Raw genomic sequence first — 14,770 nt, forward strand, 5'->3', positions numbered from 1 at the left:
TTATTAATAACTATTGGATGTATTTTTTTAGGATCGTAATGCTGTAACTGCAGCAGGGGTGGGGGTGACAAAAATGGTTTTTTGGTCGGTATAGTGAACAAAGCCAGGTTTCCCACCACGAGGCTTTTTAACGTGTTTGACTTGGGTAAAGTCGACAGGGACGTTAGCAGATGCACGTGCTTTAGAGAAATAAGCAGCTAGGGTAGCCGCTGCTTTTAAAGTTTCTGGGCTGGGGTTTGCCGACTTGATAATGACATGGGAGCCATGAATTTGTTGGGCATGTAACCAATAATCACGTTTGTCGGCGGTTTTTAGAGTTAGTTGATCATTTTGGAAGTTGTTTTTCCCGACTAAAATGAGCGTTCCATCCGGAGCCATGAATTTTTCTGGCTGACTAATTTTAGCTCGAGCGCGGGAATGTTTTTGCTTGGAATGAAGATAGCCAGCGTTTGTCAATTCAGTTTTAATGTCAACCAAATCTGTGGGAGTTGCGAGCTCTAACTGACTCGTGAGGTTTTCAAAGTAATCAATTTCAGTTTTGGTATTTTCAATCTGGGTAGTAACGTATTGAAGTGAGTTTTTCTTTTTTTGATACTGCTTAAAATAGTGTTGCGCATTACCATTTGCTGATCGATCTGGTTGCAAATTAATCGTTAATAGTTGATTTTCATCATAAAAATTGGGGAGCCTAACGCTAGTGGCTCCAGCGGGAACCTTATTTAAATAGGTCATCAACAATTCACCACAAATTCGATCATCATTTGCGGTTTGAGCTTGTTCACGTGTTTTCTTGAGTTTTTTAAGTTTTCGCCGATTTTTTTTAAGTTCTGTCCGCGTGACTTGGAATAAACTGGATCCTAACTCACGCACGCGTTCACGCTCAGCTTGTTTTTGATAAAAATTATCCAACAAGGAACTTAACGTGTCGTAACTTGTCACTACCTGATGATCAGGTGATGGAAAAGCCGCATAGTCTAATCGATCACTGCTTGTTTTTATGATAACTGGTTTTGGATTATCAAAATTTGCAAAGAAATTAGTAACCGCAGTGTTAACTTCTAAATTTGGATTGTGGATAGTTTCCGCTAGACTAAGCGCCGTTTCATAGCTAAGCCCTTGGAAATTTGTCTGTAATTGTTCAGCTAAGACATTTACCGCTGGAAAATTATGCACTAGTTTATGAATTAGTTCTAGATTAGTCATGGTGAACGGATTAATCCGATCCTGCTGGGGCGGATTGAGATATTTCACCCCTGGTAACAATGTTCGATAACGATTTTTATCAGCGCCAATTCGCTTAACAGCGTCAATAATATTACGGTTATGTGCTTCAACTAAAATGATATTGCTATGACGCGCCATGATTTCAATTACTAGTACCAGCTGGGTCTCATCCCCAATTTCATTACGAGTGGTGAAATGAAAATGGACGACTCGATCATTTTCAACTTGATGCATTTCTTTTAGAAAACTGCCTTGCAAGTGTTTTCTTAGAGTCATAGTGAAATTACTAGGAACTGGGGGATTGGTGAAAGATTGATTGGTCAGTTGTAGTCTCGCAAAATTTGGGTTAGCTGAAAGGAGTACCTGGTAATTAGTGTGGTTAGCACGAATAATGAGCATTACTTCGTTGGGGTACGGTTCACTAATTTTAGTAACCCGGCCACCAGTTAACTGCGGTGTTAACTGGTGAACCATGGCATGGGTAAAAGAACCATCAAATGTCATAAAGGAACCTCCGTTTAATTTCTCATAATTTTAGTATAACTGATTATGATTAAAACTGGTATAATATGTTAAGTTTACGTGATTTTGTAACAGGCAATTAATGTTATAATTATGCTTGGAGGCTGGACTGATGAAAAGTAGTTTAAAGGCGTTACAAAACGTAAGCAAACGATACCAACAACATTTATTATCGATTACTAAAACCGGTCAACTGACTGTTTCTGAGTGGTCGTTGTTATTGGCAATTAGTGACGGCATTAATACGCAGGAAAAACTTGCTCAGACAACTACTCTTGACACTTCAACACTTTCACGCCAATTAAAACGCTTGTTAGAAAAGGGTGTAATTCACAAACAATCAGTTGGTAAAGATAAACGCCAATTAATTTATTCTGTAGCTGATCAGGGGACCGATGCATGTCAGATAATTTCGCAAAATTACGATAAATTTGAGCGAAAACTTTTTGATCAATGGAGTACCGAAGAGCAAAATTTATTAAAAATATTATTAAATCGTCTAGAAAATAGTTTAAAGAATACGTAGTAATCAAAGAAAGGAAAAATTTTGAAAACAGCAATTGTTACTGATAGTTCTGCTTACCTGCCGATGAAAGAAATTAAAAAGCATAACATTAAGGTAATTCCCATCCAAATTATCTTTTCGGACGAAAGTTTTGAAGAGGGCGTTAACTTAACCAATAAACAATTTTATGAAAAACTAGAAGCAAGCACCACCTTACCATCAACTTCTCAGCCTCCAATTGGAGAATTAATTAATTTGTATAATCGGCTCGCTGAGGAAGGCTATGATAACGTTATTAGTATTCATCTCGCTGCAACGATTTCTGGGTTATATCAACAAGTGGTTCAAATTTCCAACATGGTTTCAGATATTCGCGTCATTCCGTTTGATTCCCAGATTACCGTGGCACTAATGGGTGAACTAGTGCGTTATGCAGCTACCTTAGCCGAGCGAAATATTGATCCTGACACAATCATCGCTAAGCTTACTAATCTTCGTTCAACAATCGACGAATTGTTTGTGGTAGATGATCTTAAAAACCTTGTTAAGGGCGGGCGTCTTTCAAATTCATCTGCATTTATCGGGGGATTATTAAACATTAAGCCCTTATTAACCTTTGATAAAACTAGCGATCAAATCATTGCCTTTGATAAAGTTCGAACAATGAAACGAGCAAATAAACGAGTACTTGAATTATTTCAAGCTAAGATTGAGCACTGTGATTATCCGCTTAAAGCATTCATTATGGATGCTAACGATCCCAAAGCTAATAAAGAATGGGTAAAAAATTTCAAAAGAATTGCGCCAAATCAAACGGTTGTACAAAGTTACCTCGGTCCAACGATTGGGACACATTTAGGTGAAAGAGCAATGGCGTTAGGTTGGATGCAAGATATTGATCAAATACATGACTAGTTGAGCTGAAATTGATTGTAACCAAAACAGCAAAAAGCTCATGCAGTTTTTAATTATATTTATATATTAGACCTCTAGTTAGTTTTTATCTGAAAATTAACTAGAGGTCTTTTCAATGGAGAAAAATAATTACAATCTTAAAGTAGAATGTATTGATTGTTTCGTATTTACTTTTAGCAATCACTTAAGTTGCTAGATATGATTTTCTTTATGTAATATTACTAAAAAATTATCCAATAATTAAACTATCACTTTAACTAAAATGAAATGTTTGTTCAGTTGATAATAAGATTAATTTATATGTAAATTTTTTTCAGAACATTTTAACTAATTTACAATAACACCATGAATATCTTTGAAAGTGAAAAAAGTAACTCAAATTCATAAATCCCAAAAATCTAACAAATTGCTATTGTAAGAAATAACTTCTATTTTTTCATCAAGCAGGATAAATAACATGATTAGATTATAAAAAATATAAGAAGTATTTAAATAAAATGTATACGATAAATTACTTATAACCATACCATATTTCTAATCTAGCAATTCATTGAACCAAGGTTACAAGAAGCGTAAATTTATTGATTTTAAACCAGAGACTATGTAATTTAGTAGAAAAACTTATTAGTTGCAGCTATTTTTATAATTTTATAGTAAAATGAATAACTGTTCGATGAGCGAAAAATAAAGAGGAGGATTTGGCATGAAAAATGACATCATTAGCTTTTTTGCCGGAGTAGGCGGAATTGATCTAGGGTTCGAAGATGCAGGCAAGTATCATACGGTTTATGCAAATGAGTTCGATAAGAATGCGCAACATACGTTTGAATTAAATTTTAACAAACGTGGTACCTATCTTGATCGCCGTGATATAAAAGAAGTAACAACAGACGATATAAGAAAACAAACTCAAAATGCAGATGTATTACTTGCTGGTTTCCCTTGCCAGCCGTTCAGTGTAGCAGGATTTAGGAAAGGATTCGATGATAACAGAGGTGATCTTTTTTTTGAAACACTTCGTATTATTAAATCCTTACAACCGAGGGTTGTTTTTCTAGAAAATGTTAAAAATTTAGTTACTCATGACCATGGGAATACTTTTAAAGTTATTCGAGAATTTATGGTCCATACCGGTTACTATATAAAATGGAAAGTTCTTAACTCCAAGGAGTATGGTAACGTCCCTCAAAATAGAGAAAGAATTTATGTTGTTGGTTTTAAAGATAAAGTTGCTTTCGAGCAATTTGACTTCCCAAATAAAATAGAACTAACGACTTCTCTATCAGATATTATTGATTTTGATGCACGTGTCAATACAATAACCAAATTTGGTGAAAAATTGGAAGAAAAATTTTTTTATAGAAAAGATAAACAAACCTTCTATCCAAAATTAGTTGCTGAAATGACCAGCTCAAATACTGTTTATCAATGGAGAAGGCAGTATGTTCGCGAAAACAAGTCGGGTGTTGTACCAACATTAACAGCCAATATGGGAACCGGAGGGCATAACGTACCGTTAATTCTTACTAACAATGGTGAAATTCGAAAACTAACTCCGCGTGAAGCATTTAATGCTCAGGGTTACCCAACAAGTTATGAACTTCCTAATGATTCTTCAATAAGTGCACTTTATAAACAAGCTGGAAACTCAGTATCTGTACCCGTAATCAGTCGTATTGCTAGAAACATAGATAAGGCATTAAAGATAGGTGACTCTGATTTACCACTAATTAATAGAGACAATCAATATGCATTAATATACACAAAAATGGTAGGTCGAATGGCTGGGGAATCTTATCCAGTAAAGTGGTTCGATAATATTTCAAATGCTCAGCTCAAAATGAAGGAGGATAGTTCACAAAAAAATATTGCAATTTATGATGATCAAGATTTTTACAATGCCATTAAAAAAGGTGGTAATCACGAATTCTATTCTATTGCTGGATAATTTTAAAAGTACCTTTTAAAGGTACTTTTTGTTTCATATGATCTCTTTTGTTATGATTAAGTTTGATAAAGGAGAACTAACATGTGGGAAAAACTTAACTCTAAGCAAAAAGAAACATACAGAAAATTAATCACAAATTTTGCTTCTCTAAGTGAGGCATTCGCTCAAAAAGAAGATGAATCGACAAATGCTATCATCGCACCAATTATCAATTCTAAATATCAAGAAACTTCATTCAAAAATGCCTTCAATGCAACGATTGAAGATATTGGCAACTCATCTTACGATGCGTCTATTAATAACGGTGAAAATTCTAAATATTTAGTTGGAATAAAAGCTTTTGGTGTCAAAAGTGGTTTTCAAAAGATTGCTCAATTTAAGTCTTCTAGCCAATATGAAAATTGGGATTCAATCATCTCGGGTATCAAAGAAAGAAGCGATAACGGTAAAAGCAAACAAGACACTCGAGACTATCTCAAACTTGCTAAAAGAATTGCCGAACTAAGAAACAAACGAATTAATTCTTCCAAAAGTCAACTTCAAGGTTTTGATTATACTCAAGATGTCGCTTCTGTGTATCATGTATTAATGCCTTCAAATACTATTAAATGTCCTAGGGAAGGCGATGAACCATACATTATGGTTGGGGAAACTTCATACTTACCGATAGATATTAGTAAAATTAAAATTCTTGGTCCAACAAATAAAAAACATTTACAGAACTTTCGCTTTACCGATGGAAATCATGTATATCAATATAACAGTGCTGATAGCCAATTACTAATGTCGTTTCATGCAAACTTTAATAATAAAGAGGAAGATAATGAGTCTATCGGTGTCGAAAAGTGGTCGGTCAAGTATATTGAAAATGCTTTTGAATTTTTTTTAAATCTTCCATCAGTCAATATAAGTAAGTCTAAAAATCACGTTATTCAATCTTTTACTTTTCCTATTAAAACTAATCGTAGATCTGGGTTCAATGAATGGTTCGCAGGCCCAAAAAATCCAATTCGTGAACGAAATAAAAAATATTTAGATTTAGTTAAAAGCGGAGAAGCAATTTTTGGAGTTCAATCAGACTGGAAGAAAAATATTGATTTTGTCCTTTTTGGAAAATTTAACTCTGATACAGATAAAATAAAGAGAGAAGATGTGAGACACCGTATAACTGAAAAATCAAAGCCATACAAAGAACTGTTTAAGAAAGTAGTCGTTGCTTTATGGCGAGGAGAGAAACCTTACGAAGTATACATCCCGGTTCCAAATGCACACAAGTTTAACACAAAAAACCCTAATTTTTTTGCAGATAATGCTGGTATTTTAAATGGGAAAAAACTGGAATCTCCTGTATCAAAAAGGACATTTACCTTGCAATTTCTCCCCTCTGGTGAAGAAATGGATATGGTGCTTACTCAGGCTGATGGAAAGGCTATTCAAAGTGTGAATTCACAATATAAATTTGGTAAATGGGTACTTAAAAATATTTTTCAATTAAATGATTGGGAGTTGCTAACAGATAAAGTACTTGATGACTTAAATATAAATGCTATGACTTTCAAAAAATATGATGATGGACGGCCGATTACACTTGAATTCACTTACGTTGATTACCAAAATCTTCCAAACACCTTTTGGCAATAAATTATAAAAGAGTTATAAAGTCAACAATTTTTATTTACAACAATTATGTTAGTGTAATCATTATTTGCTTTGTTGATCATAATATATGATCTTAAACAGATTTTTAACGTTTTAATTATTCGGTGATAGGTGATCATCATATAAAAGGACACCATGGGTATGGAGCTTAACATCTTTATATCTTTGCTAATACATTAAACTGGAGATTAATCTATGAAAAAATCATGGCAAATTGTGTCAATAATTGAATTATTAATATTTATAACACTTTCAATTTTTATATTTATTAGAAGCACTGATGGTTCTGGAACAATTCAAACACAAGAAATAAAATTAATTAATTGGTGTATTTTAGATATTCCATTCGCATTTTTATTTATAGTACAATTTATATGGTTTATAGTAATAAAGAAAAATAAAAAATAATATAAATAATTACAACTACTGAGAAAATAATAATTAATGAAATTCGTAATAGTATGATTGATTCTTGTATAAAATTAATAGAAAAAGCCGAAAGAGATATTGAATCTGGAAAAATTAATTAGATGATAAATCAAAAGAAGAATATACAAAAATAATTAAAAGCTTTGAAGAACATAAAAATAAACTTTACTTTACATAATATGTATTATACGAAGTTGTAATACGGCGGCATTTGTCAAACTAAATCGTAACAACGTTTTAAATCTTATTTCTTAACGGTCACTTTAATCACATTTTATCGCTCAAACATCTATTATATCGGTGTTTGAGTTTTTTATTTAATCATAAATATTATTGCTTGTTTTTCATATCTAATTAAATAAGCGTACCAAATTTCTTGAAATTTGAACACTCTGTGTTTGAACTCGAATATGCCATTCAATCTGAACTTATTAGTTTAACTCGCTTTTTGATGTCGATTTAAGTAACTAACGTGTCGCTCAAACGCACTGAGACGACTTTTAAACCGATGTAGACGCATTGGTCTCTTGTTAATGGCTGTGACTGCGTCTGAGAGTTCTTGTTGGGTTACTTTATTGAAGTCAGTTCCTTTTGGAAAATAGCCTCTTAGTAATGCGTTAAAGTTCTCGTTGGATCCACGTTCATACGGTGAATACGCGTGTGCGTAATAATACTTAATCTTGTAGGCATGAAATGCTAATTGAGTGCTGTAAGCCATGAATTCAGACCCACGATCACACGTAATGGATTTCACATATGGTTGGTACTGGCTCATGAAGGTATCAATACCTAATTTAATGTCTTCAGCGTGTTTACTTGGAATCTTGATGGCTACGGCATAACGTGTTTTACGTTCTACAAAGGTTAATATCATGGCATTAGACTTACGAGACTCAACACCATCTAATTCCCAATGACCCATGCGGTTACGGTTATCAATGGCTGCTGGGCGATGCTCAATCGTATGTTTTTTGACCGCCTCACGGTTGTCAGATTTATTTTGATGATAGCTATCACGAATCCGTTTATTCATAGCGCGTTTATAGCGTTTACCTTTATGTCTTAAATCACTATTTGAAACACCAGGGATTTTATTGTAATTAATCCATGTATAAATTGTGTGTGGTGATATGTCAAAACCTTTGGTTCCGTAGACAATTTGTTCTGGTGACCATTTATCTTCTAAGATACGTTTACGGATGTAGGTTTCATGTTTTTTAGTTCGTTTTGTATAATTATCTCGTGAGTGACGACGCTGATTGGCTCTATATTGTGCACCTTCAGCTGTATAACGCACTGCTTTAAACTTATTAGGCCAATTATCAGGTAGTGAACGACTAATTTCACGTGAGATAGTGGCCCGACTAACCCCTAATTGCAGTGCAATATCACTGAATTTTACCCGTTGACGCAACAACATCTCAATTTTAACTCGATCTTCAAACGTTATCTGTCCTGCCATCTGTTTACACAATCTCCTTATAGTGGTCATTCATTACTTCTTGTGATTATTTTAACATGATGATTAAATCGTTTTAATTGACGATATAGATCGTCTAGTATAATCAATAATCCTCGTTTAAGCATTATTGATTATACTGATGGAGTACGATATTGAACGTACCTAACTAGCATTTTTACGCTAACTCCTTACCCCAACAACAATATAATTAGTCAAGATTTCGTCGTCTTTATCGTACATAGTGTACCAATCCCTGAGAGAATTAGTGCGCTATTTTTGTGGCTTCTATTTTATGTTCTTTAAAGAGTGTGTCTTGCCTTATATCATATATATGTACGTAAAAAAGCAACGAATCATAATAGGGTTCGTTGCTTTTCATTTGCGCGCTTATTATTTAGTTTGTAAAGTTGGCAACGAGACTTCCATCAAATACTGCAATTAGCAAGACAAAAACTCTACTCTGATGCTGTATATATAAATATCTATAACGGTCCTAGCTCATTGACTTGGGTTCAAATCTGGTAAGATAAACTTTTAATAAACAGGGTGGTTTTCACCCTCGGTGTCAGGATTTGCAATGCCTACACTATCATTTTTCAAAAAGTTGAAATCTGCAACGATGCGAACAATCACATCGGCAATACTTTTACGTGAACCTGACACTCCAATGTACGGTTCGTTTTTGTGAGTAATCACATATTTAATATCTTGATCGTTCAACCAAGGAAGTCGAAGTGTCGTATAATCAAGCCCTGACTCAGTCAACAATTGATCTGATTGCTTAGCCGTTGGCAATCCACTACCAATCGTGGTTCGATTCCACACGCCAAACTCACCTGGTACCTCATCATAAATGCCTAATACATTTGCGTAAATAACTCGTCCAACTCCGGATTGCTTCATTCCGGCAATAACGTTCTTTGTGTGTAAATTGTTCTCTGAGTGGTCTACAAGACCAACAAATACAATATCTTGATCAGCCATTGCTGATGTAACATCTGCTAAGTTATCCAAACTTCCTTCAAAGACTGAAACACGGGCATCATTTTGCAAATCTGCTACCTGCATTCCCTTCCGAACGAATAATTTTAAGTTAGTATCCGAAAATTCGTTCTCACTCAAAAGCCGATTTGCCACTAACCGTGAAATTTGACCATTGGCGGCCATAATCAATACATTTTTAGTCATCCAGAAACCTCCATTACAAATTCTTCTCAGATGGAACCATGTGAGAATCATAGTTATCAATCTTCCATTGCAAATAATTACTGGCATCAGTAACTTCTTTTACTTTTTCATTAAGTGTGTTAATCGCTTCATCAAGAATATGCTTACGAGCTGGAATCGTAGTTGGGTCATCCTCAAATACCAACGTAACATAGTCCTTCAATGTTTCGATGCTTAGTCCGGCTGCACGCATGGATTTAGCAAAATTGATTTGATTGATGTTTCGTTCGTTAAACTTACGAATGCCGCTCATGCGATCAATTGGCATAATGAGGCCAATTCGTTCGTAGTACCTAATTGTATCTGCCGAAACGCCAGTTATACTAGATGCCTCTTTAATATTCACATTTACCACCCCTTTAATCTAGGTTGTGTGTGATCAATTCGATCCATGAACCATTCTACCATCTCAGGATCATGGTGATCAAAAAATGCAGATTCCTCCTTATCCAATTCAGCAATCTTATTCATATCATTGTCATCCAAAGAAAAATCAAAGATGTCTAAGTTTTCACGCATACGTTCTGGCTTAGTTGACTTAGCCAGTGCGACAACACCTCTTTGCATCAACCAACGTAATACAACTTGTCCAACAGACTTTTTGTGCTTTTCAGCAATTTCAATCAAACTAGGATTAGTAAATAGTTCATGACGACCTTCTGCAAAGGGCGCCCATGCTTCTGCTTGAACGTGGTATTTTTCATGCCAAGCCAGGTCTTCCTTCCGTTGGTTCCACGGATTAATTTCAATCTGATTGACTTGAGGTGTGACATTCATGTCATTTATACGTATGAATTCAATCATCTGGGCAGAATCAAAGTTTGAAATACCAATTGACTTAACTTGCTCATCTCTTTGTGCCGCAACCAAGGCACGCCAGGCACCAAATGTATCTCCATAAGGTTGATGTAATAGTACCAAGTCAATATAACCCAATCCTAGTTTAATCCTTGATTCCTTGATGGCTTCTGCTGCTGTTTCCTGGTTGACTACGTTATTCACAAATAGCTTCGTTGTGATAAACAAATCTTCTCGAATAACAATTCCATCATCAATTGCACGTGCAATACCTCTTCCTACCTCAACTTCATTGCCATATGAAATGGCTGTATCAATCAAACGATAGCCAGCGACAATCGCATTGTATACTGCTTTTTCAGTTTCTTCATTCGAAATTTGGTAGACGCCGAAGCCAAGTTGTGGTATTTTTTGTCCATTATTTAACGTTATGTAATTCATATTTTCGTTCCCTCTTTCAATTTGGTAATTTCATTAAACACCTTAGAGTACACTCCAAGTCAACCGCAAACATATAATTCGATTATTAGAATAACCAATTTAACAATTGAACTAAAAGCAAAATCGGTACAGAGTGTACTTGAATTAATAATCTGATTTCGTTCCATCAAACATCACATTTGGCAGAACCGGAAATAATACGATTAGCCGACCAGATTTACCTGTGAGGATTGAAAAATTCCATTTTAATGTACGAGAGTTTTCTATTATTATATTTTCTTCTGGATACACAGGACAACTAAATGAGTTGAATATGTTATATCAAGCAACAAGCTATTTATGACATTTGCTCCTAATGGTTATTTTGCATGAAAATGGCATAAGTGCCATGTATAATCCTTAATTTACTTAAAATATTCTATCACTTAACGGCTACATTATCGATCTCTACTTGACACCAATTAATTAAGTCGATAGCAATCACCTCATTGCCAATCATAATGTCATTTTGTTCCGTGTAGCCTAATATTTTACCTGTGATGAGTTGATTAGTTAGGCCACGTTCATCTTTTTGAGCTAACTGAATGCTTATTTCCACTTGCTCATCATAGGCCTTTTTGAGCAACAATCCAATCTCTTCAGTTGTTTGTTGTTCTTGTAACACCTGTTGTGCACGTTGTCTCTCAACCGACGTATATTGCGCCACATCTTCAGTATGATCGGATAAATAATAACCCTGCCACTTTCCATACCCCGATCATGATAATCGTGTTCAAAGAAACGTTTGGCCAACGTATAAATATCTTCTTCATTTGCTTGTGCCATAGGCTTGTCCTCCACGATGCCCCCCAACTAATCCCGCACGGTCAATCATTGTTCCTCCGTCTATCTTGGAACTAGATTTAACAACCGCTGTCGTGCCAAATTTTTGCCGTAAGTGATCAATGGTTTGGTCTAATTTCTGTTGTTTCATGTCTGTTTCTGCTGGGACAAATAAGTCTAATTGTGAACCATAATCAGTCGTTAATTTACCAGCCCCAACATTAATGTGTCGCAAGGTTTGCCCTTCATACTGTGCATCAAATAACTCTGTAATACGACGACATTTATCAAGGTCTAATGTATAAGTTTACCATTCGCATTAGTTTTACGTAATGTTTTTATCTCTTAGTTCCATTTTTAAAACTCATATATTTTCAGCTTGTTTCAATTTATTTTCCAAAAATCTAATAATGGATCCGTAATAAATAATTCCATAGTCATATGTAAACTTATGATTATCATTCATTCCGTTGTTCTTCCATTTTTCCAAATTATCTTCTAACAATCTAAGATTTTCTTTTTTTATTCGTATTTCATTTTTAATTAGATTAATAAATTCACTTTTTGAAAATTGATTTCCAAAATATATTTTAATTAAAAAATCAGATTTAAATTCATCGTCTTGTAATGGTTTATATAGTGATTTATTAAATTCTTTTTCGCCTAAAGATAGTATTGAAAAAACATTTTTATTTGGCTTATCATCTTGACTTACCTTTTCCTTTTTTACAAAACCTGAGTTTTCTAATTTTTTTAGAGTTGGATAAATCATTCCGTAACTTCCTACATAAAAATGGTTTAACTGATCTTGTAAAATTTCATTTATTTCATATCCTGTTAATGGACCTCTTGTTTTGAGAAGTCCTAATATAATATCTTTTCCTTTCAAAACTAATGTACACCTATTTTCCTAACATCATAAATAATTAACGATCTAGCTTGATAATATTTTTATTAATTTAAAATTTACCCTATACAACGTCTATTATAGACAACTTCTATTTTATCAGTATTAAGACTAAAATTATAAAGAAAAATAGAATTAATCCCGCAAGTAAGCCCAATACCAAATATTTTTGCCACAACTTCCTTAAGTGACCCTATTATTTTTTTATTTATATTCCAAATGGTAATCCAATGTTACTATATTCATCCGGTTTTAAAATAATCTATCTTTGAAATACCTGAATTATAATTTAATACCTTCTTATTTATTTCATCAAAATTTTCACCTAATGAAGATGTAGTTGAAAATTTTGTGATAACAACTGTCATTTACCTAATCCTTTCTTTTTTTATCAAATAGAGTAATCGATAAAATTGATAGCAACATAAATGGGAGAGCGTCTTTATACAACTTTTTAAATGCAAAAATATAATTTTTCTTAGTTTCAGACTTTATATTACGCAAACTTAAAGTTAATTGATTATCAATTACACTAATTCCTGTGTTCACTTTTTTTGTATCATTAGAATTACGATTTTTTATTGCTTTATCTGTATCATTTATAATTTTATCTTTCATAAAACCGGGCAAATTTATTTTTGAAATAGTATTATTTGCATAATTCATTGATTTGTTTTGAGCTTGGCCTAAATTACCATATAAGCATGTAACAAAAATTGCTACGGCTAGTACAGCACCGACTTGTCTTAACACTCCAGCAACACTTTGAGATGAATTCAGCAAATTACCTTTAAAATCAGATGCTGCAATAATAGTTATAGGACCTGTAATTAAACCGTATCCTGCACCAATAAGAAAACCAAATAAAATTGCTAATTTAAATGAATCTAATCCTTTAGTTGAAAATCCATAATATCCAATAATCATTAAAATAAAACCAATACTAATTAAAAATTTTGCTCCTGTTTTTTTTAATGCAAAACCCGATAATGGAGCCATGATAAATATCATCAGAGTAATTGGTACTAACATTAATGATGCTTTTAAAGCATTATAATTTTTTACAGTTGAATAATATGTTGGCAAAATAACAGTTACAGCAACTAAAAATAAATTACTTATAACAATAACTATTGATGCCCCTATGAATTGATGATTTTTAAATAATTCCATTGGAATCATAGGCGTATTTATCTTTGTTTCAGTATATATAAACAAAATAAATGCTAATAAGAAAGTAGAAAAAGTAATGATGGTCTGATGTGAATCCCAACCCCAGTTTCGTCCTTTAAGCAATCCTAGAGTCAATGATACTAGAAATAGTATACTTAAAAATGATCCAATAAAATCAAAGGATCCCTTAGTTTTATTTTCATCATCAAAGTTAAATAAAATAAAACCAAATAAAATCATAATAAGAATTATTGGTACATTAATAAAGAAGATCCATCTCCAAGAAAAGTAATTTGTAATTATACCTCCAATAATTGGACCCAAAGCTGCTGCAAGACCTTGCGTTACACCAAGACTTGCGATTACAGCTGTACGATCTCCATTTCCTACGAGTTTAATGCCTAAGGTCATTGATAGTGGGAACACTATGGCTGCGCCGATACTTTGAATGGCTCTACTGCCTACTAATAAGTTTGTATCACCAGAAATTCCAGAAAATAAGGAGCCTAATCCGAATAAAATTAAACCAATTATATAACATTTATATTCACCAATTCTCTCAGAAATTCTGGTTAAAGGAATAGTTAATGCAGCAAATAAAATTGTATAAATATTTAATGCCCAAGAAAGAGTATTTAAACTTGCATTAAAATCTGTTGCTATTGATGGTAAAGCAACATTCATAACAGTTGTATCTAACATACATATGAAAATTCCAAACATGAATATTATATGTTT

At 33.5% G+C, this 14,770-nt stretch carries 14 protein-coding genes; 5 read left to right on the top strand and 9 right to left on the bottom strand.

Features of this window, described 5'->3' with window-relative positions; genetic code table 11:
* Nucleotides 1–27: 27 nt before the first annotated feature.
* Nucleotides 28–1,728 carry an Rqc2 family fibronectin-binding protein gene (locus B808_RS02240; RefSeq protein WP_035421672.1) on the bottom strand — a complete coding sequence of 567 codons (1,701 nt, stop codon included), beginning with the start codon at nucleotides 1,726–1,728 and terminating at the stop codon, nucleotides 28–30.
* 130 nt (nucleotides 1,729–1,858) lie between these two features.
* Here B808_RS02240 and B808_RS02245 point away from each other — a divergent pair, with 130 nt between their 5' ends.
* The 5 genes from B808_RS02245 to B808_RS02265 all read left to right on the top strand — a co-directional run bounded on the left by B808_RS02245 (nucleotide 1,859) and on the right by B808_RS02265 (nucleotide 7,181).
* On the top strand, nucleotides 1,859–2,272 hold the full coding sequence (locus B808_RS02245; protein WP_009166308.1) for a MarR family winged helix-turn-helix transcriptional regulator: 414 nt from the start codon (nucleotides 1,859–1,861) through the stop codon (nucleotides 2,270–2,272).
* A gap of 21 nt (nucleotides 2,273–2,293) precedes the next feature.
* Nucleotides 2,294–3,166: a DegV family protein gene (locus B808_RS02250; protein ID WP_009166307.1), complete on the top strand. Its 873-nt coding sequence runs from the start codon at nucleotides 2,294–2,296 to the stop codon at nucleotides 3,164–3,166.
* 703 nt (nucleotides 3,167–3,869) lie between these two features.
* Complete coding sequence (gene dcm, locus B808_RS02255; protein WP_009166306.1) at nucleotides 3,870–5,114, top strand: DNA cytosine methyltransferase; 1,245 nt, start codon at nucleotides 3,870–3,872, stop codon at nucleotides 5,112–5,114.
* An 81-nt stretch (nucleotides 5,115–5,195) separates the two neighbouring features.
* Nucleotides 5,196–6,755 carry a hypothetical protein gene (locus B808_RS02260; RefSeq protein ID WP_009166305.1) on the top strand — a complete coding sequence of 520 codons (1,560 nt, stop codon included), beginning with the start codon at nucleotides 5,196–5,198 and terminating at the stop codon, nucleotides 6,753–6,755.
* Nucleotides 6,756–6,968: 213 nt separating this feature from the next.
* Nucleotides 6,969–7,181 (top strand): DUF3923 family protein, encoded by a 213-nt coding sequence (locus B808_RS02265; RefSeq protein ID WP_035421674.1) that lies wholly within the window; start codon nucleotides 6,969–6,971, stop codon nucleotides 7,179–7,181.
* Nucleotides 7,182–7,638: 457 nt separating this feature from the next.
* On the opposite strand, the gene B808_RS02270 is transcribed toward B808_RS02265, so the two are convergent.
* From B808_RS02270 to B808_RS02305, 8 genes are all read right to left on the bottom strand, one after another.
* The gene (locus B808_RS02270; RefSeq protein ID WP_009166304.1) at nucleotides 7,639–8,664 is read right to left on the bottom strand and encodes an IS30 family transposase; all 1,026 of its coding nucleotides are present in this window, start codon (nucleotides 8,662–8,664) and stop codon (nucleotides 7,639–7,641) included.
* Nucleotides 8,665–9,198: 534 nt separating this feature from the next.
* Complete coding sequence (locus B808_RS02275) at nucleotides 9,199–9,852, bottom strand: NAD(P)H-binding protein (RefSeq protein WP_009166303.1); 654 nt, start codon at nucleotides 9,850–9,852, stop codon at nucleotides 9,199–9,201.
* Nucleotides 9,853–9,865: 13 nt separating this feature from the next.
* Nucleotides 9,866–10,237: a MerR family transcriptional regulator gene (locus B808_RS02280; RefSeq protein WP_035421677.1), complete on the bottom strand. Its 372-nt coding sequence runs from the start codon at nucleotides 10,235–10,237 to the stop codon at nucleotides 9,866–9,868.
* Nucleotides 10,238–10,239: 2 nt separating this feature from the next.
* The gene (locus B808_RS02285) at nucleotides 10,240–11,130 is read right to left on the bottom strand and encodes an aldo/keto reductase (RefSeq protein WP_009166301.1); all 891 of its coding nucleotides are present in this window, start codon (nucleotides 11,128–11,130) and stop codon (nucleotides 10,240–10,242) included.
* Nucleotides 11,131–11,551: 421 nt separating this feature from the next.
* A complete protein-coding gene (locus B808_RS02290; RefSeq protein WP_009166300.1) occupies nucleotides 11,552–11,836 on the bottom strand; it encodes a hypothetical protein in 285 nt (94 codons plus the stop codon).
* Nucleotides 11,837–11,938: 102 nt separating this feature from the next.
* Nucleotides 11,939–12,187: a hypothetical protein gene (locus B808_RS02295; RefSeq protein ID WP_009166299.1), complete on the bottom strand. Its 249-nt coding sequence runs from the start codon at nucleotides 12,185–12,187 to the stop codon at nucleotides 11,939–11,941.
* Nucleotides 12,188–12,316: 129 nt separating this feature from the next.
* Nucleotides 12,317–12,841 carry a PadR family transcriptional regulator gene (locus tag B808_RS02300; RefSeq protein WP_035421679.1) on the bottom strand — a complete coding sequence of 175 codons (525 nt, stop codon included), beginning with the start codon at nucleotides 12,839–12,841 and terminating at the stop codon, nucleotides 12,317–12,319.
* A 390-nt stretch (nucleotides 12,842–13,231) separates the two neighbouring features.
* On the bottom strand, nucleotides 13,232–14,770 hold a 1,539-nt coding region (locus B808_RS02305; RefSeq protein WP_225349214.1), incomplete at its 5' end, for an MFS transporter.

Source organism: Fructilactobacillus florum 8D (assembly GCF_000512295.1).
GTDB lineage: Bacteria > Bacillota > Bacilli > Lactobacillales > Lactobacillaceae > Fructilactobacillus > Fructilactobacillus florum.